The sequence below is a fragment of the Streptomyces sp. NPDC016562 genome (assembly GCF_043076955.1).
GTDB lineage: Bacteria > Actinomycetota > Actinomycetes > Streptomycetales > Streptomycetaceae > Streptomyces.
On the sequence record NZ_JBIBRZ010000004.1, the window covers coordinates 365405 to 387341 of the forward strand.

The 21937-nt window shown below is 73.0% G+C and carries 18 protein-coding genes; 11 read left to right on the forward strand and 7 right to left on the reverse strand.

Going from position 1 to position 21937, the window contains the following annotated elements; all coding sequences use genetic code 11:
* Positions 1-33 precede the first annotated feature (33 nt).
* From ACF059_RS20195 to pdhA (ACF059_RS20205), 3 genes are read right to left on the reverse strand one after another with little or no spacing between them, the layout of a single operon-like run.
* On the reverse strand, positions 34-1461 hold the full coding sequence (locus tag ACF059_RS20195) for a dihydrolipoamide acetyltransferase family protein (protein ID WP_392058969.1): 1428 nt from the start codon (positions 1459-1461) through the stop codon (positions 34-36).
* Between the two features lie 11 nt (positions 1462-1472).
* Positions 1473-2453 (reverse strand): alpha-ketoacid dehydrogenase subunit beta, encoded by a 981-nt coding sequence (locus ACF059_RS20200; protein WP_392058972.1) that lies wholly within the window; start codon positions 2451-2453, stop codon positions 1473-1475.
* On the reverse strand, positions 2453-3652 hold the full coding sequence (pdhA, locus tag ACF059_RS20205; RefSeq protein ID WP_360897256.1) for a pyruvate dehydrogenase (acetyl-transferring) E1 component subunit alpha: 1200 nt from the start codon (positions 3650-3652) through the stop codon (positions 2453-2455). The genes ACF059_RS20200 and pdhA (ACF059_RS20205) overlap by 1 nt, the downstream gene beginning before the upstream one ends.
* A gap of 323 nt (positions 3653-3975) precedes the next feature.
* On the opposite strand from pdhA (ACF059_RS20205), the gene ACF059_RS20210 reads away from it, so the two are divergent.
* The gene (locus ACF059_RS20210) at positions 3976-4635 is read left to right on the forward strand and encodes a response regulator (RefSeq protein ID WP_392058975.1); all 660 of its coding nucleotides are present in this window, start codon (positions 3976-3978) and stop codon (positions 4633-4635) included.
* 126 nt (positions 4636-4761) lie between these two features.
* Here the strand turns inward: ACF059_RS20210 and ACF059_RS20215 are convergent, their stop codons facing one another.
* Positions 4762-6345: a protein kinase gene (locus tag ACF059_RS20215; protein ID WP_392058978.1), complete on the reverse strand. Its 1584-nt coding sequence runs from the start codon at positions 6343-6345 to the stop codon at positions 4762-4764.
* A 229-nt stretch (positions 6346-6574) separates the two neighbouring features.
* On the opposite strand from ACF059_RS20215, the gene ACF059_RS20220 reads away from it, so the two are divergent.
* From ACF059_RS20220 to ACF059_RS20265, 10 genes are all read left to right on the forward strand, one after another.
* Entirely contained in the window at positions 6575-8233 is a 1659-nt protein-coding gene (locus ACF059_RS20220; RefSeq protein ID WP_392058981.1) for a protein kinase, read from the forward strand.
* 184 nt (positions 8234-8417) lie between these two features.
* Positions 8418-8831, forward strand: a complete 414-nt coding sequence (locus ACF059_RS20225) for a hypothetical protein (protein ID WP_392058984.1) — start codon at positions 8418-8420, stop codon at positions 8829-8831.
* Between the two features lie 74 nt (positions 8832-8905).
* Entirely contained in the window at positions 8906-9577 is a 672-nt protein-coding gene (locus ACF059_RS20230; RefSeq protein ID WP_392058987.1) for a PadR family transcriptional regulator, read from the forward strand.
* A gap of 25 nt (positions 9578-9602) precedes the next feature.
* Positions 9603-10355 carry an ABC transporter ATP-binding protein gene (locus tag ACF059_RS20235; protein ID WP_392058990.1) on the forward strand — a complete coding sequence of 251 codons (753 nt, stop codon included), beginning with the start codon at positions 9603-9605 and terminating at the stop codon, positions 10353-10355.
* Positions 10356-10456: 101 nt separating this feature from the next.
* Positions 10457-13213: an FtsX-like permease family protein gene (locus ACF059_RS20240; RefSeq protein WP_392059546.1), complete on the forward strand. Its 2757-nt coding sequence runs from the start codon at positions 10457-10459 to the stop codon at positions 13211-13213.
* Between the two features lie 92 nt (positions 13214-13305).
* Positions 13306-13842 (forward strand): bacterial proteasome activator family protein, encoded by a 537-nt coding sequence (locus ACF059_RS20245; RefSeq protein ID WP_360897242.1) that lies wholly within the window; start codon positions 13306-13308, stop codon positions 13840-13842.
* A gap of 50 nt (positions 13843-13892) precedes the next feature.
* Positions 13893-14783 (forward strand): NTP transferase domain-containing protein, encoded by an 891-nt coding sequence (locus ACF059_RS20250; protein WP_392058993.1) that lies wholly within the window; start codon positions 13893-13895, stop codon positions 14781-14783.
* Positions 14780-16084, forward strand: coding sequence for a molybdopterin molybdotransferase MoeA (locus ACF059_RS20255; protein WP_392058996.1), 1305 nt, complete (start codon positions 14780-14782; stop codon positions 16082-16084). Before ACF059_RS20250 ends, ACF059_RS20255 begins: the two co-directional genes overlap by 4 nt.
* Positions 16072-17172 (forward strand): potassium channel family protein, encoded by a 1101-nt coding sequence (locus ACF059_RS20260; RefSeq protein ID WP_392058999.1) that lies wholly within the window; start codon positions 16072-16074, stop codon positions 17170-17172. The genes ACF059_RS20255 and ACF059_RS20260 overlap by 13 nt, the downstream gene beginning before the upstream one ends.
* Positions 17173-17198: 26 nt before the next feature.
* Positions 17199-18176, forward strand: a complete 978-nt coding sequence (locus tag ACF059_RS20265) for an NAD(P)H-quinone oxidoreductase (protein WP_392059002.1) — start codon at positions 17199-17201, stop codon at positions 18174-18176.
* 76 nt (positions 18177-18252) lie between these two features.
* On the opposite strand, the gene ACF059_RS20270 is transcribed toward ACF059_RS20265, so the two are convergent.
* From ACF059_RS20270 to pdhA (ACF059_RS20280), 3 genes are read right to left on the reverse strand one after another with little or no spacing between them, the layout of a single operon-like run.
* Complete coding sequence (locus ACF059_RS20270) at positions 18253-19575, reverse strand: dihydrolipoamide acetyltransferase family protein (protein WP_392059005.1); 1323 nt, start codon at positions 19573-19575, stop codon at positions 18253-18255.
* Positions 19575-20594 carry an alpha-ketoacid dehydrogenase subunit beta gene (locus tag ACF059_RS20275; protein ID WP_361949329.1) on the reverse strand — a complete coding sequence of 340 codons (1020 nt, stop codon included), beginning with the start codon at positions 20592-20594 and terminating at the stop codon, positions 19575-19577. The genes ACF059_RS20270 and ACF059_RS20275 overlap by 1 nt, the downstream gene beginning before the upstream one ends.
* The gene (gene pdhA, locus ACF059_RS20280; RefSeq protein WP_392059008.1) at positions 20591-21751 is read right to left on the reverse strand and encodes a pyruvate dehydrogenase (acetyl-transferring) E1 component subunit alpha; all 1161 of its coding nucleotides are present in this window, start codon (positions 21749-21751) and stop codon (positions 20591-20593) included. Before pdhA (ACF059_RS20280) ends, ACF059_RS20275 begins: the two co-directional genes overlap by 4 nt.
* Positions 21752-21937 lie beyond the last annotated feature (186 nt).

A 21937-nucleotide genomic window follows, 5' to 3' on the forward strand; every position in this document is an offset into this window, starting at 1 on the left:
CCGGCCATCGGTGCTTGGTGCGGGGGGGTGCCGCTACGACCAGGTGATCAGGCGGCGGGGGTGTTCCAAGACCGCCGCGATGTCGGCCAGGAAGCGGGAGCCGAGCTCGCCGTCGATGAGACGGTGGTCGAACGACAGGGCCAGGGTGGTGACCTGACGCGGCTTCACCTTGCCCTTGTGGACCCACGGCTGGAGCTTGATCGCACCGACCGCGAGGATCGCGGACTCGCCGGGGTTCAGGATGGGCGTACCGGTGTCGACGCCGAAGACGCCGACGTTGGTGATGGTGATGGTGCCGTTCTGCATGTCGGCCGGGGAGGTCTTGCCGTCGCGGGCCGTGGCGACCAGCTCGGACAGGGCCGTCGACAGCTCGCCGAGCGTCTTGGCGTGGGCGTCCTTGATGTTCGGGACGATCAGGCCGCGCGGGGTGGCCGCCGCGATGCCCAGGTTGACGTAGTGCTTGAGCACGATCTCCTGGGCCGCCTCGTCCCAGGACGCGTTGACGTCCGGGTTGCGGCGGATGGCCACCAGGACGGCCTTGGCGATGAGCAGCAGCGGGTTGATCCGCAGACCGGCGAGGTCCGGGTCGTCCTTGAGCTCCTGGACCAGCTTCATCGTGCGCGTCACGTCGAGCGTGATGAACTCGGTGACGTGCGGCGCGGTGAAGGCCGAGCCGACCATGGCCTGGGCGGTGACCTTGCGGACGCCCTTGACCGGGATACGGGTCTCCCGCGCGGACGGCTCCGCCGGCGCGGCCTGGGGGGCCGCAACCTGCGCCGGGGCCGGAGCCGCGGCCGGGGCGGGCGCCGCCTGCGGGGTGATCGCCGCGGCGGCCGCCGCGTGGACGTCCTCCCGGGTCACGACCCCGCCGTCGCCGGTGGGGACCACGACGGCCAGGTCGATGCCGAGGTCCTTGGCGAGCTTGCGCACCGGGGGCTTGGCGAGCGGGCGCTCGCCGGCCGGCTGGGCCGGGACCCCGGGGAGCACGGGCGCGGCCGCAGCGGCCGGAGCCACGGGAGCGGCCGGAGCCGCCGGCGCGGCGGTGGCCGTGCCGTTCTGCGCGGCCACGGCGGGCGCCGGGCCCCCCTTGCGCGGCCGGCGCTTGGTGGAGGCCTCGGAGACCCCGTAGCCCACGAGGACCGGCTGGCGGGCCGCCGGGGCCGGTTCGGCCGCGGCGACCGGGGAGGCCGCCTCCTGGGCCGGGGCCTCGGCGGCGCCGCCCTCCGTCTGCACGGAGATGATGACCTGGCCGACGTCGACCGTGGTGCCCTCCTCGAAGAGGAGCGCGTGCACGACGCCGTCGAACGGGATCGGCAGTTCCACGGCGGCCTTGGCCGTCTCGACCTCGCAGACGACCTGACCGTCGGTGACCGTGTCACCGGGCTGGACGTACCACTTGAGGATCTCGGCCTCGGTGAGGCCCTCGCCCACGTCGGGCATCTTGAATTCGCGGATGGTCATGAACGTGCTCCTCAGTACGCCAGCGAGCGGTCGACGGCGTCGAGCACCCTGTCCAGGCCCGGCAGGTACTCGTCCTCCAGGCGGGCCGGCGGGTACGGGGCGTGGAAACCGCCCACGCGCAGGACCGGCGCCTCCAGGTGGTAGAAGCACCGCTCCGTGATGCGGGCGGCGATCTCCGCGCCCACGCCGAGGAACACCGGGGCCTCGTGGACGACCACGAGCCGGCGGGTCTTCTCCACCGACGCCTGGATCCCGTCGAAGTCAACCGGGGACATCGAGCGCAGGTCGAGGACCTCGACCGACTTGCCCTCCTCGGCCGCCGCGGCCGCCGCCTCCAGGCAGACCTTCACCATCGGGCCGTAGGCGGCCAGGGTGACGTCGGAGCCCTCGCGCGTCACGCGCGCCGTGTGCAGCGGGTAGGGGATCGCGTCGACGTCGACCTCGCCCTTGTCCCAGTAGCGCCGCTTCGGCTCGAAGAAGATCACCGGGTCGTCGCTGAGGATCGCCTGCTGGAGCATCCAGTACGCGTCGCTCGCGTTCGACGGGGAGACCACCTTGAGGCCCGGCACGTGGGCGAACAGCGCCTCGGGGGACTCGCTGTGGTGCTCGACCGCGCCGATGCCGCCCGCGTACGGGATGCGCACGACCACCGGCAGCTTGATCTTGCCCAGCGCACGGGCGTGCATCTTCGCGAGCTGCGTGACGATCTGGTCGTACGCCGGGAACACGAAACCGTCGAACTGGATCTCCACGACCGGCCGGTACCCGCGCAGGGCCAGGCCGATGGCGGTGCCGACGATGCCCGACTCGGCGAGCGGGGTGTCGATGACCCGCTCCTCGCCGAAGTCCTTCTGCAGGCCGTCGGTGATCCGGAAGACACCGCCCAGCTTGCCGACGTCCTCGCCCATGATCAGGACCTTGGGGTCCGTGTCCAGGGCCTTGCGCAGCGACTCGTTGAGCGCCTTCGCGATCGACATCTTCTCGACAGCCATCAGTGACCCTCCTCGAAGGACGCGAGGTAGGCGGCGAACTGGGCGCGCTCCTCGTCGACGAGCGCGTGCCCGTCCGCGTAGACGTTCTCGAAGATCGCCATGGTGTCGGGGTCGGGCATGGCGCGCACGGCCTCGCGCACGCGCTTGCCCAGGGTCTCGCTCTCCGCCTCCAGCTCCGCGAAGAACGCCTCGTCGGCGCCGCCGCTGGCCAGCAGGTGGGCCTTCAGGCGCAGGATCGGGTCCTTCGCCTCCCAGGCCGCCGTCTCCTCGTCCCGCCGGTACTTCGTCGGGTCGTCGGAGGTGGTGTGCGCGCCCATCCGGTACGTGAACGCCTCGACCAGGGTCGGGCCCTCACCGCGGCGCGCCCGGTCCAGGGCCCAGCGGGTCACGGCCAGGCAGGCCAGGACGTCGTTGCCGTCGACGCGGACGCCCGGGAAGCCGAAGCCCTGGGCGCGCTGGTAGAGCGGCACGCGCATCTGGCGCTCGGTCGGCTCGGAGATCGCCCACTGGTTGTTCTGGCAGAAGAACACCACGGGGGAGTTGTAGACGGCCGAGAAGGTGAACGCCTCGGCGACGTCGCCCTGGCTGGACGCACCGTCGCCGAAGTAGGCGATGACCGCGGAGTCGGCGCCGTCCTTGGCCACGCCCATCGCGTAACCGGTCGCGTGGAGCGTCTGCGAGCCGATGACGATCGTGTAGAGGTGGAAGTTGTTGGTGTTCGGGTCCCAGCCGCCGTGGTTCACGCCGCGGAACATGCCGAGCAGGTTGGTCGGGTCGACGCCACGGCACCAGGCCACACCGTGCTCACGGTAGGTCGGGAAGACGTAGTCGTCGTCGTTGAGCGCGCGGCCGGAGCCGATCTGCGCGGCCTCCTGGCCCAGGAGCGAGGCCCACAGGCCCAGCTCCCCCTGGCGCTGCAGGGCGGTCGCCTCGCCGTCGAAACGGCGGGTCAGGACCATGTCGCGGTACAGCCCGCGCAGGTCCTCGGTGGTGATGTCGGCGACGAAGGGGGCGAACTCCGCGTTTTCCGCGTTGTCGACCCGTTCCCCTTCGGGCGTCAGCAGCTGTACCAGCTGGGGTTCGGCGTTCTGCGTCTGCGCGGTGGCAGCGGTGGGCTTGGCGGCGTTGGCCGCGCCTGCCGCCCGCTTGGTGCCGCTGCTGCGTCGCGGCTTGCGCGCGGCAGTGCTCTCCACGGTCACGTGTGCTCCTCCGTCGGTCCGGCACCCGGGTTCTCCGGGGTCCAGTGCGGCTCACCTGGATCCCGGACGCGCGCACGGGGTGGGTGCGTCGCGTAGGGATTCAGGCGTGACAGGTGCCCCGGCGAGTGCCCTGCGCAATGCACGTTACCCAGTGCGCCGCATAACTGCGAAACCCCGTTTGACCTGCGATTTTGCTTGGATTTCCAAGTAAATCGACTGAAGCGGGAACAACCACTGGTCACAGCCTTGCAGGGGCCGGGAACAACGGCACGTTATCCCGGGTAACTCCGGCAGGGAAGGGGTGAGTGTGTGAAACTGACGTCGTGCGCGAAGACGGAAAAATCAAGGTATTCCTCCTGGACGACCACGAAGTGGTACGTCGGGGTGTCCACGAGCTCTTGTCGGTCGAAGAGGACATCGAGATCGTCGGCGAGGCCGGTACCGCGACGGACGCCCTGGTCCGGATTCCCGCCACCCGCCCTGACGTGGCCGTCCTCGACGTCCGCCTGCCGGACGGCAGCGGCGTGGAGGTCTGCCGCGAGGTGCGCTCCCAGAACGAGGACATCAAGTGCCTGATGCTGACCTCGTTCGCCGACGACGAGGCGCTGTTCGACGCGATCATGGCGGGCGCCTCGGGGTACGTGCTGAAGGCGATCCGCGGCAATGAGCTGCTGAGCGCCGTACGCGACGTCGCCGCGGGCAGGTCGCTGCTCGACCCCGTCGCGACCGCCCGGGTCCTGGAGCGGCTGCGCGACGGCACGAACGGCAAGAGGGACGACCGCCTCTCGCACCTCACCGAGCAGGAGCGCAAGATCCTCGACCTGATCGGCGAGGGACTGACCAACCGCGTCATCGGCGAGCGGCTCCACCTCGCCGAAAAGACGATCAAGAACTACGTCTCCAGCCTGCTTTCCAAGCTGGGCATGGAGCGGCGCTCCCAGGCCGCGGCCTACGTGGCCCGCCTGCAGGCGGAGCGGCGATAGCGGAACTCCCCTTTCCGGGGATTTCCGGCTCGGCCGAAACGGGAACGGGTGTACGGGAACGGGCCCGGCGGAAATTGATTCCGCCGGGCCCGTTCCCGTACGCCCGTGCGCGTCGGTGAGTGCGCCTCAGTCCTCGGCCGGGGCGCCGCCGCCCGTCTCCACCGGCTTGGTCGTCGGAGCCGCCGTCAGCTTCGTCGCCGTGGGCGTCGGGGACTTCGTCGCGGACGTGGCCGAGGGGGAGGCGGACGCGGTCGCGGACTGCGACGCGGAAGCCGACGCCGACGCGCTGCTGCTCGCCGTCCTGCTGCGGGTCGCCCCCGTGGGCGCGTTGTCGCTGTAGCTGGGCGAGTTGTCCTGGGAGTGCTGCGACGGCGAGGCGTCCGGGGAGGCGGACGTGCTCTGCTGCCCGCCGGGAGTGGTCTGCGTGGTCTCCGGCGTCTTCTTGTCCTTGCCCACGGTGCTGACCGCGTAGGCGACGCCGCCGGCGATCGCGATGATCGCGAGCACCGCGAACAACCACATCTTCCACCGGCTGCCACTGCCGCCGCGGTCGTCGTAACCGTCGTAGCCGCCGCCGTGGCCGCCCGGCCCGCCGTGACCGCCGGGGAAGGCCGTGCCGTCGTCCGGGTTCAGCGCGGGCACCATGGGCTGCTGGAACTGCGAGGTCATGGCGTTCGAGGGGTACGGCTGTTGGCCGCCGGTCCCGCTCACGGGCATGGCCGTGGTCGCGCCGCCGCCGCGGCCGTGCGGCAGGGCCATGGTGACCGGGCCGGTGTTCCAGGTACCGGTGTTCGGGCCCTGGTCGTGCAGCATCTGCAGCGCGTACTGGACCAGCCCGCGCATCTCCTCGGCGCTCTGGAACCGGTCGTCCGGGTCCTTCGCCAGGGCGCGCATGACCAGGCCGTCGAGCTCCTGCGGGATGTGGTGGCCCTCCGGCAGCTGCGAGGGCGGCACGGGCGCGTCCTGGACGTGCTGGTAGACCACCGACAGCGGCGTCTCGCCGGTGAAGGGGGGCCGCAGCGCGAGGAGTTCGTAGAGCAGGCAGCCCGTCGCGTACAGGTCGGAGCGGTGGTCGACGGCCTTGCCGAGGGCCTGCTCGGGCGACAGGTACTGCGGGGTGCCCATGACCATGCCGGTCTGCGTCATCGTGGACTGCGCGCCGTGCAGGGCGCGGGCGATGCCGAAGTCCATCACCTTCACCGCGCCCGTCTCGGTGATGATGACGTTCGCGGGCTTGATGTCGCGGTGCACGATGCCGTGCTGGTGCGAGTACGCGAGCGCTTCGAGCACGCCCGAGGTGATGATGAGCGCCTGCTCGGGGCCCGGCGCCTCGGCGCTGATCAGCAGGTCGCGGATGGTGCGCCCCTCGACCAGCTCCATCACGATGTACGGGACGGTGTTCGGGCCGACGCGGTCCTCGCCCGAGTCGTACACGGCGACGACGGCGTGGTGGTTCAGTCCGGCGACGGACTGCGCCTCGCGCGTGAACCGGGCCTTGGACACCGGGTCCTCGGCCAGGTCGGCGCGCAGCAGCTTCACGGCCACGGTGCGGCCCAGGCGCACGTCCTCGGCGGCGAAGACCTCCGCCATGCCGCCGCGGCCCAGCCGGTGCGTCAGCCGGTAACGGCCGTCTCCCACCAGGCCGCCGGCGCCCCAGTGCTCAGGACCATCGGTCATCCCGGCGCCGTTTCCCTCGGGTTCGGGTGCCATCAGTCCTCGCCGTCGTATGTCTCGGCCGCCGCTCAGCGGTAGTCCTCTTCTCGGTACTCCGACGAACGCTACAGCCTCGCAACCGGTCGCCGTTCGGAGAAGGCCACCCTGTACGCGTGTGGTCACGGAACGGGCACCTGGCTTGACGTGTGCTTGCCCTCCGGCAGACTGGGCGCCACATGCGCCCAGCCAGCGGCGTGGGGACACATCCCGAGGGGAAGCAACAGTCATGAGCCAGGACGGCACTCAGGGCCAGTACGCGGGCGGCTCTCTGGCCGGTGGCCGTTACCAGCTAAGGGACTTGCTGGGGGCGGGCGGCATGGCCTCCGTGTACCTGGCCTACGACACCGCCCTCGACCGGCAGGTCGCCATCAAGACCCTGCACAGCGACCTGGGCCGCGAGCAGTCCTTCCGCGAGCGGTTCCGCCGCGAGGCGCAGGCTGTAGCCAAACTGTCGCACACGAACATCGTCTCGGTATTCGATACCGGTGAGGGCGAAGTGACGTTCGGCGGCTCCGGGTCGGGCGACGGCGCGGTGATGCCGTACATCGTCATGGAGTACGTGGAGGGCCAGCCGCTCGGCTCGGTGCTGGAGGCGGACGTCCGCCAGTACGGCGCCATGCCGGCGGACAAGGCGCTGAAGGTGACGGCCGACGTGCTGGCCGCCCTGGAGACCAGCCACGAGATGGGGCTCGTCCACCGCGACATCAAGCCCGGCAACGTCATGGTGAACAAGCGCGGCGTGGTCAAGGTCATGGACTTCGGCATCGCCCGCGCCATGCAGTCGGGGGTCACCTCGATGACGCAGACCGGCATGGTCGTCGGCACCCCGCAGTACCTCTCGCCCGAACAGGCCCTGGGGCGCGGGGTCGACGCCCGTTCCGACCTGTACTCCGTCGGCATCATGCTCTTCCAGCTGCTGACGGGGCGGATCCCGTTCGACGCGGACTCGCCGCTGGCCATCGCGTACGCCCACGTGCAGGAGGAGCCGGTCGCTCCGTCCAGCATCAACCGGACGCTGACCCCGGCGATGGACGCGCTGGTGGCGCGCGCCCTGAAGAAGAACCCGAACGAGCGTTTCCCCACGGCCGCGGCCATGGGGGACGAGGTCGCGCGGGTGCTGTCCTCCGGGCACACCGGGGCGCCGGTCATCGTGCAGGGCCACGGGCCGCTGAGCAGCGGTGCGGGGGTGGCCTCGGCGGTGTTCCCGCCGGTGGACTCCGGCTTCCAGGCACCGCCGCAGTCGGTGCAGCAGCCGTACCAGGCGCCGCACACTCCGGCCCCGTACGCGCCGACGCCCGCACCGCAGTCGCACGCGCAGGGCGGTTACGCCTACCCCCACACGCCCGCGCCGCAGCAGTACGCGCCGCACACCCCGCCGCCGTACACGATCTCCCCGGCGTCCACGGCGTCCCCGTCCACCGGGGGCGGGGCCGGGAAGCGGAACACGCCGATGGTGGTGGGCGCGGTGGCGGTGGCCCTGCTGGCCGTCGGCGGTCTGATCGCGGCGATCTCGATGGGCGGCGACGACAAGGACAAGAAGGGCGACACCGCGAGCCCCGGAAGCTCCACTTCCGCGTCCGCCTCCGCCAAGGCCGGGTTCAAGGGTCCGGACGTCACGCGCACGATCGACCCGAAGAAGTGCACGGAGCCGGTGAAGCACTACAGCGAGGCCGGCAAGTACATGGCGCCGGACTTCACGTACAAGAACCTGCTGTCCGTGAAGGAGTGCATCCAGGCCTCGGGCGGCAAGTACAAGATCATCAACAAGGACGAGGCCGTGTACGGCAAGGACACCGTGCTGGTCCAGTCGCCGGCCGCCGGCGAGAAGATCGCCAAGGAGGGCACGGAGTACACGCTGACCGTGTCCACGGGCAATCCGGAGTAGCGGACCGCCAGCCGTCCCTTGGGGACCACGCCGCCCGAGCGGCGGCAGCACGACACACCGGCATCCCGGGCACCCCGATGGGGCACCCGGGATGCCGCTTTTGCCCCATTATGCAAATCTGGCGGGACACTCGGTCTCCCCCAGACTTCGCCCGGGGGGACCCCAGGGACGGGAGGGGCTCCCCGTGATCCAAGGCTTCCGCCCGCCGCGCTGGCTCGCCTCGGCGGCACTGGTCACCGCCGCGCTCCTGCCCGCCGCACCCGCCGCCGCGACCGACGAACCGCACGGGGAACTGGCCGGCAGCGCCGCCGGCGCCGGGCGCGAGCGGCCCGGACGGCCCGCGGGGGAGCCCCCCAACCCCGAGATGGTGGTCGCCGCCCGCCCGCTGCCGGCGCGCCCGCGCCCCGAGCGCGCGAGCCCGCCGCCCGTCGCCCCGCTCCCGAGCCCGACGCCGCACGAGGCGACCAGCGCGCTCGGCACCGGACCGAACGAGCGGGCCGCCGACCTGGCCGCGCACATACTGCCGCTGGGGACGGGGTTCGCCCTGATGGGGCTGGGTCTGGGCTACCTCGGCATGCGGCTGCGCCGGGGGCTTTGACCCACCCCTCCTCCTCACGGCGTACGACCCGAGATGGTTGCCCTGCGTGAACATACTCGGTATACATACTCAGTATGTCGATCCGTCACGGCCTTCTCGCCCTGCTGGAACGGGGTCCTCGGTACGGCTCCCAGCTGCGCACCGAGTTCGAATCCCGCACCGGCTCCACCTGGCCGCTCAACGTCGGGCAGGTGTACACCACGCTCGCCCGCCTCGAACGCGACGGCCTCGTCGCCCCCGGCGGCGAAGACGCCGCCGGCCACACCCTCTACGTCATCACCGACACCGGACGCGCCGAACTGCACGAGTGGTACGAGCGCCCCGTGGACCGCGCCCACCCGCCGCGCGACGAGCTGTCCATCAAGCTCGCCATGGCCGTGGGCGCCCCCGGCGTGGACATCCGCGCCGTCATCCAGGCCCAACGGCACGCCACGATCAAGGCGATGCAGGACTACACCCGGCTCAAGGCCACCGCGCTCGCCGCGGTCGAGGGCGGCCGCTCCGGCGAACGCGACGACGTGGCCTGGCTGCTCGTCCTGGAACAGCTGATCTTCCAGACCGAGGCCGAGGCCCGCTGGCTCGACCACTGCGAAGCCCGGCTCGTCCGGCTCTCCCTGCCGGCCGACCGGAGAGCCACCACGCCCGAACCGCCCCAGGCCGCCCCAACCGGATCCGAATCCGCATCCCCAGCCCCGGCCCAGGCCCCGACCACCCGGCCCCGCACCGCCCGCACGCGGCGTGGCTGAACCACCGTTCCAGGGGGGACCCTTCATGCCTGACCAGCATCCGCACCAGCCCGAACGACCCGTCCTGCAACTGGACCGGCTCGTACGCACCCACGGCAGCGGCGCCACCGAGGTGCACGCCCTGCGCGGCATCGACCTCTCCGTCTTCCCCGGCGAACTCGTCGCCGTCATGGGGCCCTCGGGCTCCGGAAAGTCCACGCTGCTGACCCTCGCGGGCGGACTCGACACCCCGACCAGCGGCCATGTGCTCGTCGAGGGCACCGACATCACCACCGCGAGCCGCAAGCGGCTGGCCGCGCTGCGCCGCCGCAGCATCGGGTACGTCTTCCAGGACTACAACCTGATCCCCGCCCTCACCGCCGCCGAGAACGTGGCCCTGCCCCTGGAGCTCGACGGCACCTCCGCCCGCAGAGCCAGGGTCAGCGCCCTCGCGGCGCTGGAGGAGATCGGGCTGAGCCGGCTCGCCGACCGCTTCCCCGACGAGATGTCCGGCGGCCAGCAGCAGCGCGTGGCCATCGCCCGCGCCCTCGTGGGCGACCGCCGCCTGGTCCTCGCCGACGAACCCACCGGCGCCCTCGACTCCGAGACCGGCGAGAGCGTCCTCGCCCTGCTGCGCTCGCGCTGCGACGCGGGCGCGGCCGGGATCCTCGTCACGCACGAGCCGCGCTTCGCGGCCTGGGCCGACCGCGTGGTCTTCCTGCGCGACGGCAGCGTGGTCGACGAGACCGTGCGCAGCAGGGCCGACTCCCTGCTCTCCGGGCAGGCGGCCGGCCAGTGACCTTCTCGCTCCGAGGCTGGTACCACTCCTGGGTCGCGGCCCTGCGCATAGCCCGCCGTGACGCCTGGCGCGCCAAGGGCCGCAGCTCCCTCGTCCTCGCCATGATCGCCCTGCCCATCGTCGGGGTGAGCGCCGCCGACCTCACCCTGCGCAGCGCCGAGCTCTCCCCCGAGCAGTCCGTCGCCCGTGTGGTGGGCGGCGCGGACGCCCTGGTGAAGTCCTCGTACATGGACACGGCGCTCTACCAGTCGCCCGACGGCTCGAACTACGCCCCCGTGGGCGGCTACAAGGACTACAACGGCCCCTCGCGGCCCAGCGGGGAGCTGCCCCCGGTCGCGTCCGCGCTCCCGGCCGGCGCCCAGGTCCTCAAGGACTCCAGCAGCTACGCCAAGGTCCGTACGACCCACGGGCTGCTCGACACCGACCTGCGCGAACTGGACACGCACAGCCCGCTGGCGGCCGGTCTGATCACGCTCGACCGCGGCCGGCTGCCCGAGCGCGCGGGCGAGGTCATCGCCACGAAGGCCTTCCTGAAGAGCTCCGGTTACAAGGTCGGCTCCTCGGTCACCCCGCGCGGCGCCACCTCCGCCTACACGGTCGTCGGCGCGTACGAGGTGCCGTCCGCGCTCGGCCGGGACGAGATCATCGCCCCGCCCGGGACCATGCTGGAACCGCTCGGACGGGATCTGAAGGCCTCCGGCGCGCGCGAGCTCCGGGGCCGGGTCGCCTACCTGGTCAAGGTCGGCGGCGATGGTTTCACGTGGAACATGGTCCAGGCGGCCAACACCAAGGGCCTGGTCGTCGTCTCGCGCGCCGTCGTCCTCGACCCGCCCGCCGACTCCGAGGTGCCCCTCTACCGGCAGGAGCCCAAGGAGAGGTTCCAGAACGGCGAGACCAGCACCACGGAGACGGCGATCCTGGCCACCGTCGTGGGCCTGGCCATACTGGAAATCTGCCTGCTCGCCGGGCCGGCCTTCGCGGTCGGCGCCCGCCGCTCGCGCCGCCAGCTCGGCCTGGTCGGCGCCAACGGCGGCGACCGCCGCCACATCCGCTCCATCGTGCTCTCCGGCGGCCTCGTGATCGGCGCCGTCGCCGCCGTCACCGGCACCGTGGTGGGCGTGGCCCTCACCGTCGGCCTCCGCCCCGTGCTGGAGGAAAAGATCGGCAACCGCTTCGGGGGCTTCGACTTCCGCCCGCTGGAACTGGGCGCCATCGCCCTGCTCGCCGTGGTGACCGGGCTGCTGTCCGCGATCGTCCCGGCGGTCACCGCGTCCCGCCAGAGCGTGCTGGCCTCCCTGACCGGCCGCCGCGGGGTGCGCCGCGCCAACCGGGTGCTGCCGGTCATCGGACTGCTCGCCGTCGCCGGCGGCGCCGCGATCGCCCTGTACGGCACCGCCTCCGGCATGGGCGCCACCGTCGTGGCGGGCGGCAGCGCCCTGGCCGAGCTGGGCGTCGTGGCCCTGACCCCCGTCCTGGTCGGCCTGTTCGGGCGGCTCGGACGGTGGCTGCCGCTGTCGCCGCGGCTCGCCCTGCGCGACGCCGTGCGCAACCGGGGGCGTACGGCGCCCGCCGTGGCCGCCGTACTGGCCGCCGTCGCCGGCACCGTCGCGGTGGCCACGTACGAGCACAGCAAGGACGTCCAGAACCGGCACGAGTACGTCGCCGACCTGCCGCACGGCACCGGGGTGCTGGAGAGCCCGGAGGCCGCCGCGTACAAGGACGTGCCCGCCCTGCGCGAGGCCCTCAGCAAGAACCTCCCAGTGTCGCTGCGGGTGGACGTGGAGCGGCTGGCCGTCGGCGATCCGAGCTGTGACACCTACTCCACGGAACCGGGCTGCGGCCGGGCGGAGATCATCACGCCCAAGGACCAGCGCTGCCCGCTCCACGGCGACACCGGCGCCCGGGCCGCCTTCACCGAGGAGCAGATGAAGGAGCTGCGCCAGGACTGGCGCTGCCGGAGCACGAGGCACGCCGCCCAGCACCCCGTCGTCGTCGCGGACGAGAAGCTGCTGACCGCGCTGGCGGTCACCGACCCCGGCTCCGTCTCCGCCCTGAAGGACGGCCGGGCCGTCTCCTTCGACAAGCGCCACGTCAAGGACGGCAAGCTCACCCTGCGCCTGGTGACCGACCCGCAGGCGGCCGAGTCCTCGCGCGAACCCGACGCCGAACTGCCCGGCGAGGACAAGGTCCTGACCGTCCACCAGGCCCCCGACACCGCCGAGAGCTGGGGCGTCGAGCTGGTCCTGCCGCCCGCGGCGGCGAAGGCAGCGGGCCTGACGACGGTGCCGTACGGCTCGTACTTCACCCTCGACGGCAGCCTCGGCACCGAGCAACGGCAGAAGCTGGCCGGGGAGATCGACCGCATGGGCGTGGACGCCTCCCTGCGCATCGAGGAGGGCTACCAGGGCAAGGACAGCCTGGGCCTGCTCGCCCTCACGGTCTTCGCGGGGCTGGTCACCATCGGCGCGGCCGGCATCGCCACCGGGCTCGCCCAGGCCGACGCCGAGGCGGACCTGAAGACCCTCGCGGCGGTGGGCGCACCGCCGCGGGTGCGGCGGACGCTGAGCGGCTTCCAGTGCGGGGTGGTCGCCCTGATGGGCGTCGTCCTGGGCTCGGCGGCCGGGATCCTGCCCGCGGTCGGGCTGCGCCTGACCCAGCGGCGGGAGCTGGAACGCCTCTACACGTACGGCCTGGACCACGGCTACACCTCGTCCCTGGACCCCCTGCCGTACGTGCCGATCTCCGTGCCGTGGGAGACCCTCGGCGGGCTGCTCGTCGTGGTCCCGCTGGGCGCGGCCCTGCTGGCGGCCCTGGTCACCCGTTCCAGCGGCGCGCTGGCCCGCCGGGCGGCCGGGTGAGAAGGCGCTGATCCGGTGCCCCCGTACAGGGTGGATCACGACTGTACGGGGGCACACCGTGGGAGGACGGAGGTGTGCGAGAGAATGACGGCATGGAGATGCCGAGGAGTGAACGGTCGCAGGACAGTCCCCCGCACGTCCTGATCGTCGGACAGGACGGGATGACGGTCGGCGACGCCGATGACGAGTCGCGCGAGGTCCCCGTGACGGAGATGGTCGAACAGCCCGCCAAGGTCATGCGCATCGGCAGCATGATCAAGCAACTCCTGGAAGAGGTACGCGCCGCGCCCCTCGACGAGGCGAGCCGGGTCCGGCTCAAGGACATCCACGCCGCCTCCGTGAAGGAGCTGGAGGACGGCCTGGCCCCCGAGCTCGTGGAGGAACTGGAGCGCCTGTCCCTCCCGTTCACCGAGGAGGCCATTCCGTCCGAGGCGGAACTGCGCATCGCGCAGGCCCAGTTGGTGGGCTGGCTGGAGGGTCTCTTCCACGGCATCCAGACCGCCCTGTTCGCGCAGCAGATGGCCGCGCGGGCCCAGCTGGAACAGATGCGCCGCGCCCTGCCGCCGGGTGCCCCCCACGACGACGAGGACGGCGGCCACGGCGCGATCCGCTCGGGCCCCTACCTGTAAGGCAAGCCGGGCATGCGGGGCCGGACCACCGGCCCCGCATACTCTGAGGCATGAGCTACGACGCGATCGTGCTGGCCGGCGGCGCCGCGCGGCGGCTCGGCGGGGCGGACAAGCCCGCGCTGAGCGTCGGCGGCCGCGCCCTCCTCGACCGCGTGCTCGACGCCTGCCCGGACGCCGCGACCACCGTCGTGGTCGGCGGCCGCCGCCCCACCGCGCGCCCGGTCCGCTGGGCCCTGGAGGACCCGCCCGGCGGCGGTCCCGTGGCCGCGCTGGACGCCGGGCTGCGCCGGACCACCGCCGGGCTGGTCCTCGTACTCTCCGCGGACCTGCCCTTCCTGGACCGCGACACCGTACGGGCCCTGCTGCTCGCCGCCGGGCCGGACGGGGCGATGCTGCGCGACGCCGACGGCCGTGACCAGCCCCTGGTCGCCGTGTACCGCGCCGAACCGCTGCGCCGGGAGATCGCCCTGCTCGCCACCGAACACGGCAGCCTGACCGGCCTCCCGCTGCGCGCGCTCACCGCCGAACTCGACCTCACCCCCGTCACGGCCCGGCCGCTCGCCGCCTTCGACTGCGACACCTGGGACGATCTCGCCGCCGCCCGAGCCCGCATCAGGGAGCATGGAACCGTGCTGGACCAATGGATCACCGCCGTCAAGACCGAGCTGGGCATCGACGTCGCCGTCGACACCGCCACCCTGCTCGACCTCGCCCGTGACGCCGCCCACGGCGTCGCCCGGCCCGCCGCCCCCCTGACCACCTTCCTCGTCGGCTACGCGGCCGCCCAGGCCGCCGCCACCGGCGCCGACCCCGCCCGGGCCGTCGCCGAAGCCTCCCGCAGGGCCGCCGATCTGGCGCTGCGCTGGGCGGCCGAGGAGAACGCCGACGAGAAGACCGGCGAGGCCGCCGACGACAACGCCGAACGGAACGGCTCCGGATGACCCCCACCGACGCCGAACAGGCCCTGGAACAGGCGCTGGCCCTCGTCAGCCGAGACCGCGGTCCCGGTACGGGCGGGGGCGGGGGCGGCGGCCACCGCGCCGCGCCCTGGCCCAGGGCCCGGGAGACCGCTTTCCACGCCGGGGCGGGCGTGCGGGCCCGTACGCACCGCGTCCCGCTCGCCGAGGCCCTCGGCGAGGTGCTGGCCGAGCCCCTGGACGCGCTGACCGACCTGCCGTCCTTCGACACCTCCGCCATGGACGGCTGGGCCGTCGCCGGCCCGGGCCCGTGGACCGTCCGCCCCGGCGGCGAGGTACTGGCCGGCTCCGGGCTGCCCGGGCCCCTCGCGGACGGCCAGGCCGTACGGATCGCCACCGGCGCGCGGATCCCCGCCGACGCCACCGCCGTCATCCGCAGCGAGCACTGCCGGGAGGCCGGCGCCCAGCTCTTCGCCGACCGGCCCGTGCCCACCGGCCAGGACATCCGCCCCCGCGGCCAGGAGTGCCGCTCCGGGGACCTGCTGCTGCCCGCCGGATCCCTGGTCACCCCGGCCGTGCTCGGACTCGCCGCGGCCGCCGGGTACGACGAGCTGACGACCAGGCCACGCCCCCGCGTGGAGATCCTGGTGCTCGGCGACGAACTGCTCACGCAGGGCCGCCCGCACGACGGACTGATCCGCGACGCCCTCAGCCCCATGCTCGGCCCCTGGCTCGCCCGCCTCGGCGCCGAGGTCGTCGCCACGCGCAGGCTCGGCGACGACCCGGCGGGGGCCGCGGCCCTGCTGGAGGCCGTCACCACCTCCACCGCCGACGTCCTGATCACCACCGGCGGCACCGCCTCCGGCCCCGTCGACCACGTCCATCCCGTGCTGCGCCAGGCCGGCGCCGACCTGCTGGTCGACGGGGTGGCGGTGCGCCCCGGCCACCCGATGCTGCTGGCCCGCGTCGGTGACCGCGCCGACGGACGGCACCTCGTCGGGCTGCCCGGGAACCCCCTGGCCGCCGTCTCCGGGCTGCTGACCCTCGCCGAGCCCCTGCTGCGCGCCCTCGCGGGCCGCCGCACGCGCCCCCGGTACACGGCCCCGGTCCACAGCGACGTACCGGGCCACCCGTACGACACCCGGCTGGTGCCGGTGGTGCTGAGCGGCGAGCACGCGGTGCCGCTGCGCTACCACGGCCCCGCGATGCTGCGCGGCGTGGCGGCCGCCGACGCGCTGGCCGTCGTACCGCCCAAGGGCGCGCGGTCCGGTCAGGACCTGGAGATCCTCGATCTGCCGTGGACCTCGGGAGGATGTTTCACGTGAAACTTCACGGTCAGGACTCCATGGCCCGCGAGGCCGACGAGAAGCTCGTCTCGCGGCGCATCAAGCTGCCCACGCGCGTCGTCGAGCAGCCGCTGAGGCAGGTCACCCGGCGTCTGCTGATGGCCCTGTTCGTCCTGTGCCTGACGGTGCTGATCGTCTGGATCGACCGCGCGGGCTATCACGACAACGCCAACGGCAAGGTCGATCTCCTCGACTGCGTCTACTACGCGACCGTGACCCTGTCGACGACCGGCTACGGCGACGTCGTCCCGCACAGCGACAGCGCGCGCCTGGTCAACGTCCTGCTGATCACCCCCCTGCGCGTGCTGTTCCTGATCATCCTGGTCGGCACCACCCTGGAAGTCCTGACGGAGCGCACCCGGGAAGAGTGGCGGCTGAGCCGCTGGAGGAAGAACTTGCGTGAGCACACGGTCGTCGTCGGCTTCGGCACCAAGGGCCGCTCGGCGCTGCAGACGCTGCTGGCCACCGGCCTCTCCAAGGAGCAGGTCGTCATCGTCGACCCCAGCTCCAAGGTGATCGACACCGCCAACGCGGAGGGGTTCACGGGCGTGGTCGGCGATGCCACCCGCTCCGACGTCCTGCTCCGCGCGGAGCTGCAGAAGGCCCGTCAGATCATCATCGCCACCCAACGGGACGACACGGCGGTCCTGGTCACGCTGACGGCCCGGCAGCTCAACCGCGGCGCGAAGATCGTCGCGGCGGTGCGCGAGGAGGAGAACGCGCCGCTGCTGCGCCAGTCCGGCGCGGACGCGGTCATCACGAGCGCCAGCGCGGCCGGCCGGCTGCTGGGCCTGTCCGTACTGAGCCCGAGCGCGGGCACCGTGATGGAGGACCTGATCCAGCAGGGCAGCGGCCTCGACATCATCGAACGGCCCGCCCTCAAGTCCGAGGTCGGCAAGAGCGTGCGGGACACCGGCGACCTGGTGGTGAGCGTGCTGCGCGGTCACCGGCTCCTCGCGTACGACGACCCGCACGCGAGCCCGATCCAGCTGACGGACCGTCTCATCACCATCGTGCGGGCCGCGCCGCCGAATGCGCCGCTGGTGACGCTCGGCCCTGCCGAGTAAGGGCGAGGTGGCGTAGCCTCCGGCCCATGCATGCGATCACCATCGAGCAGCCCGGCGGCCCCGAGGCCCTCGTCTGGACCGACGTACCCGACCCCGTGGCGGGCGAGGGCGAGGTCCTCGTCGAGGTCGCGGCGAGCGCCGTGAACCGCGCCGACGTACTCCAGCGCCAGGGGTTCTACGATCCGCCGCCCGGCGCCTCGCGCCACCCGGGGCTGGAGTGCTCGGGTCGGATCGCCGCGATCGGACCGGGGGTGTCCGGCTGGTCGGTGGGCGACGAGGTGTGCGCGCTGCTGGCCGGCGGCGGCTACGCGCAGCGGGTGGCCGTCCCGGCGGGCCAGCTGCTCCCGGTCCCGGCGGGCCTGGACCTGGTGACGGCGGCGGCGCTGCCCGAGGCCGTCGCGACGGTGTGGTCCAACGTGTTCATGGTGGCGGGACTGCGGCCCGGCGAGACCCTGCTGGTGCACGGCGGGTCCAGCGGCATCGGGACGATGGCGATCCAGCTGGGGAAGGCCGTCGGCGCGCGGGTCGCGGTGACGGCAGGCGGCCCGGAGAAGCTGGAGCGCTGCGAGGAGCTGGGCGCCGACATCCTGATCGACTACCGCGAGCAGGACTTCGTGGCGGAGCTGCGCGAGGCGACGGGAGGCGCCGGGGCGGACGTGATCCTGGACATCATCGGCGCGAAGTACCTCGCCCGGAACGTCGCGGCTCTGGCCGTCAACGGCCGGCTGGCGGTGATCGGCCTCCAGGGCGGGGTGAAGGCCGAACTGAACCTGGGCGCGCTGCTGGCCAAGCGTGCGGCGATCACGGCCACCTCCCTGCGGGGCCGCCCCCTGGAGGAGAAGGCGGCCATCGTCGCGGCCGTACGGGAGCACGTGTGGCCCCTGATCGCCGCGGGGCGCGTACGCCCGGTGGTGCACGGGAGGTTCCCCATGGCCGAGGCGGCCGAGGCCCACCGGCTCCTGGAGTCGAGCGCCCACGTGGGCAAACTGCTGCTCACGGTCTGAGCCCCGGTGGCGCGACGCGGGCGGGGCTGGTCTTCCAGCCCCGCCCGCGCCGCGCTTCAGTCCGGCCCGCCTCGCACTACAGGCTGCGCAGCAGGACCGCCGGGGACTCGACGCAGTCCGCGACGTAGCGCAGGAACCCGCCCGCCGTGCCGCCGTCGCACACCCGGTGGTCGAAGGTCAGCGACAGCTGGACGACCTGTCGGACGGCCAGCTCGCCGCCGTGGACCCACGGCTTCGCCATGATCCGGCCCACCCCGAGCATCGCCGCCTCCGGGTGGTTGATGATCGGCGTGGAGCCGTCGACCCCGAACACCCCGTAGTTGTTGAGGGTGAACGTGCCGCCGGTCAGGTCGGACGGAGCCAGCTTCCCGGCCCGCGCCAGCTCGGTCAGCCGGGCGAACTCGGCCGACAGGGACTCCGGGTTGCGGTTCTGCGCGTCCCGGACCACCGGGACCACCAGGCCCCGCTCGGTCTGCGCGGCGAAGCCCAGGTGCACCGACGGGAGCCGGACGATCTCCTTGGCCGCGAGGTCCACGGTGGAGTTCAGCTCCGGGTACTTGGCCAGCGCGGCCGTGCAGATCCGTGCCAGCAGCGCGAGCACCGAGATCTTGGGCCCGCCCACCGCGTTCATGGCGGCCCGGGCGGCCATCAGCTCGGTGGCGTCCGCGTCGACCCAGCAGGTGGCGTCCGGGATCTCGCGCCGGCTGCGCGAGAGCTTCTCGGCGACCGCCCCGCGCACGCCCTTGAGCGGGATCCGCTCGCCCGCCGCGGCAGCCGCGACCGGGGAGGCGACCGGCGCCGGCTCGGGCGCCCGCAGCGCGGCCAGCGCCGCCTCCACGTCCGCCCGCAGGATCAGCCCGTCCGGCCCCGAACCCGTCAGCGCGCGCAGGTCGACCCCGCCGTCGCGCGCCAGCTTGCGCACCAGCGGCGAGATCACGGGCACCGGCCCCGCCGCGGCCGGCGCGGGCGCGGCCACGGGTGAAGGGGCGGCCACCGGCGCGGCCACGGGTACGGCCACCGGCGCCGACACCGCTGCGGTGACGGGTCGCACCCGTCGCCGTCGCGCCGGGCGCGAAGCGTCCGTCCCGTAGCCCACCAGGACATTGCCGGAGCCCGTGGCCTGCGCCTCGGGCTCCGCGGCGGGCGCCGACTCCACGCCCACCGCGACGGTGATCAGCGGAGCCCCGACCGGCAGCTCCTGGCCCTCTTCGCCGAAGCGGGCGGTGACCACGCCGCCGTACGGGCAGGGCACCTCCACCATCGCCTTGGCCGTCTCGACCTCGACGACCGGCTGGTCGATGGCGACGACGTCGCCCACCGCCACGAGCCAGCGCACGATCTCGGCCTCGGTCAGTCCCTCGCCGAGGTCCGGCAGCTTGAATTCCATGACCTGCGGCATCAGTTCTCCCACTGCAGGCGGGCCACGGTGTCCAGGATCCGGTCGACACCGGGCAGGTGGTGCTTCTCCAGCATCGGCGGCGGGTAGGGGATGTCGAAGCCCGTCACCCGCAGCACCGGCGCCTCCAGGTGGTGGAAGCACCGCTCCGTGACGCGTGCGGCGATCTCCGCGCCCGGTCCGCCGAAGCCGCCGGCCTCGTGGACGACCACCGCGCGCCCGGTGCGGCGTACGGACTCCACGACGGTGTCCTCGTCGAAGGGGACCAGCGAGCGCAGGTCCACGACCTCCAGGTCCCAGCCCTCCTCGCGCGCCGCCTCGGCCGCCTCCAGGCACACCGGGAGGGAGGGCCCGTAGGTGATCAGGGTCGCGCTCGTGCCCGTGCGCCGGACCAGGGCCTTTCCGATGCCCGGCACCGCCGTCGGCGCCTGGGGCGACCAGTCGGCCTTCGACCAGTACAGCCGCTTGGGCTCCAGGAAGACCACCGGGTCGTCACTGGCGATGGACGCGCGCAGCAGCCCGTACGCGTCCTCGACCGTCGCCGGGGTCACCACGTGCAGACCGGGGGTGGCGACGTAGTACGCCTCGGAGGAGTCACAGTGGTGCTCCACACCGCCGATCCCGCCGCCGTACGGCACGCGGATGGTGATCGGCAGGGGCATCGCGCCGCGGGTGCGGTTGCGCATCTTCGCCACGTGGGAGATCAGCTGCTCGAAGGCCGGGTACGCGAAGGCGTCGAACTGCATCTCGACCACCGGCCGCAGCCCGTACATCGCCATGCCGACGGCCGCGCCCAGGATCCCGGCCTCGGCGAGCGGGGTGTCCGTGCAGCGCTCCTCGCCGAACTCCTTGGCGAGCCCGTCCGTGATCCGGAAGACACCGCCCAGCGTCCCGACGTCCTCGCCCATGACGTGGACCGTCGGGTCCTCGGCCATCGCGTCGCGCATCGCCCGGGTCAGGGCCTGCGCCATCGTCGCGGGCTTGACCCCCGACTTCGCGGTCTTCGCCGCCACCGTGGTCATCCGCCGTTCTCCGCTTCGTTCTCCGCGTCGTCCTGCGCCACCAGCTCGGCGCGCAGCATCGCCGCCTGCTCGCGCAGCCTGTCGGTCTGCTCCGCGAAGACGTGCGCGAACAGGTCCATCGGATCCACCACCGGATCCGCGTTCATCCCCTCGCGCAGCGCCGCCGCCATCACCTCGGCGTCGTCGCGCGCCGCCTGGATGCCCGCCTCGTCGAGGATCCCGCGGGCGGTCAGCTCACGCTCCAGGAGCTCGATCGGGTCGTGCGCCTTCCAGGCCTCGACCTCGGCGTCACCGCGGTAGCGGGTCGCGTCGTCGGCGTTCGTGTGGGCCTCCATCCGGTAGGTGACGGCCTCGATCAGGGTCGGACCACCGCCCGACCGGGCCCGGCGGACCGCCTCGGCCAGCACCTCGTGCACCGCGGCGATGTCGTTGCCGTCGACCAGCCGGCCGGGCATCCCGTACCCCACGGCCTTGTGGGCCAGCGTCGGGGCGGCGGTCTGCTTGGCGAGCGGGACGGATATCGCGAAACCGTTGTTCTGGACGAGGAAGACCACCGGGGCCTGCCACACGGCGGCGAAGTTCAGCGCCTCGTGGAAGTCGCCCTCGCTGGTGCCGCCGTCGCCGACCATGGCGAGGGCCACGACGTCGTCGCCGCGCAGCCGGGCCGCGTGCGCCAGGCCCACCGCGTGCGGCAGCTGGGTGGCGAGCGGGGTGCACAGGGGGGCGATGCGGTGCTCGCGCGGGTCGTAGCCCGTGTGCCAGTCGCCGCGCAGCAGGGTCAGGGCCTGGACGGGGTCCAGGCCGCGCGCCACGGCCGCCAGGGTGTCGCGGTAGCTCGGGAAGAGCCAGTCCTGGTCCTCCAGGACCATGGCGGCCGCGATCTCGCAGGCCTCCTGGCCGACGGTGGACGGGTAGACGGCGAGCCGGCCCTGCCGGGTCAGTGCGGTGGCCTGGGCGTTGTACCGACGCCCGCGCACCAGCTCCGCGTAGCAGCGCAGCATCAGCGCGGGGTCGAGCCGGTCGGCGGCCCCGGTGCCCAGGACCCGGTAGGGCTCGGCGTCCGGCAGCAGCGGGCCCGCGTCCGTGCGGGGCCTCCAGGCGGGCGGCGGGGTGGAACGGTGGGACGCACCGGCACCGGGCAGCTCTTGGACCGTCATGGCGGCGTACACCTCCTCGTGGGAAGTAGTCGGGGGGACCCCCGGGTGACCCCAGCGGTGGCTGGGGGAGTGTGAGGCCCCTCACCTACCGATTGTTCGGTTGTCCGCGCAATTTGGCTACAGGCGACTCCAGGCTGTGGACAAACGGGCGTCGGGGCCCTGGGATGGATGCAGGACGTCCAGGAG

Bases quoted from the DNA above. Each gene is read 5' to 3' on its own strand.
- ACF059_RS20195 (WP_392058969.1), bottom strand. From the start codon at position 1,461: ATGACCATCCGCGAATTCAAGATGCCCGACGTGGGCGAGGGCCTCACC.
- ACF059_RS20200 (WP_392058972.1), bottom strand. From the start codon at position 2,453: ATGGCTGTCGAGAAGATGTCGATCGCGAAGGCGCTCAACGAGTCGCTG.
- ACF059_RS20215 (WP_392058978.1), bottom strand. From the start codon at position 6,345: ATGGCACCCGAACCCGAGGGAAACGGCGCCGGGATGACCGATGGTCCT.
- ACF059_RS20220 (WP_392058981.1), top strand. From the start codon at position 6,575: ATGAGCCAGGACGGCACTCAGGGCCAGTACGCGGGCGGCTCTCTGGCC.
- ACF059_RS20230 (WP_392058987.1), top strand. From the start codon at position 8,906: ATGTCGATCCGTCACGGCCTTCTCGCCCTGCTGGAACGGGGTCCTCGG.
- ACF059_RS20235 (WP_392058990.1), top strand. From the start codon at position 9,603: ATGCCTGACCAGCATCCGCACCAGCCCGAACGACCCGTCCTGCAACTG.
- ACF059_RS20240 (WP_392059546.1), top strand. From the start codon at position 10,457: ATGATCGCCCTGCCCATCGTCGGGGTGAGCGCCGCCGACCTCACCCTG.
- ACF059_RS20245 (WP_360897242.1), top strand. From the start codon at position 13,306: ATGGAGATGCCGAGGAGTGAACGGTCGCAGGACAGTCCCCCGCACGTC.
- ACF059_RS20250 (WP_392058993.1), top strand. From the start codon at position 13,893: ATGAGCTACGACGCGATCGTGCTGGCCGGCGGCGCCGCGCGGCGGCTC.
- ACF059_RS20255 (WP_392058996.1), top strand. From the start codon at position 14,780: ATGACCCCCACCGACGCCGAACAGGCCCTGGAACAGGCGCTGGCCCTC.
- ACF059_RS20260 (WP_392058999.1), top strand. From the start codon at position 16,072: ATGTTTCACGTGAAACTTCACGGTCAGGACTCCATGGCCCGCGAGGCC.
- ACF059_RS20265 (WP_392059002.1), top strand. From the start codon at position 17,199: ATGCATGCGATCACCATCGAGCAGCCCGGCGGCCCCGAGGCCCTCGTC.
- ACF059_RS20270 (WP_392059005.1), bottom strand. From the start codon at position 19,575: ATGCCGCAGGTCATGGAATTCAAGCTGCCGGACCTCGGCGAGGGACTG.
- ACF059_RS20275 (WP_361949329.1), bottom strand. From the start codon at position 20,594: ATGACCACGGTGGCGGCGAAGACCGCGAAGTCGGGGGTCAAGCCCGCG.
- pdhA (WP_392059008.1), bottom strand. From the start codon at position 21,751: ATGACGGTCCAAGAGCTGCCCGGTGCCGGTGCGTCCCACCGTTCCACC.